Source organism: Pseudomonas sp. RA_35y_Pfl2_P32, assembly GCF_963970735.1.
Classification (GTDB): domain Bacteria; phylum Pseudomonadota; class Gammaproteobacteria; order Pseudomonadales; family Pseudomonadaceae; genus Aquipseudomonas.
The window spans coordinates 1-208 of sequence record NZ_CAXAQF010000465.1; the positions used below are offsets into that span (position 1 = coordinate 1).

A 208-nucleotide genomic window follows, 5' to 3' on the forward strand; every position below is an offset into this window, starting at 1 on the left:
AGGTCAGGCCGGTAGTGTCAGTCGAATCACTGATGGTGGTAACGGCTGGCGTGGTGCTTGGCACCAGGTTTTCGAAGTTGCCGCCAGTAGTCCCGGTAATAGTCGTGCTAACGGTGCTGCCATTGACGTACACATCGTTGGCCGGGGTATCGACCAGCACGGTACCGGTGGTTTTACCCGCTTCGATAACGATGACCGAGCCATTGCT

The 208-nt window shown here is 56.7% G+C and carries 1 protein-coding gene; it reads right to left on the minus strand.

All coding sequences use genetic code 11. The features are described from left to right. Window positions 1–208, minus strand: a 208-nt coding sequence (locus AACY45_RS29190) for an immunoglobulin-like domain-containing protein (RefSeq protein WP_339548928.1), incomplete at both ends; no start/stop codon positions are given.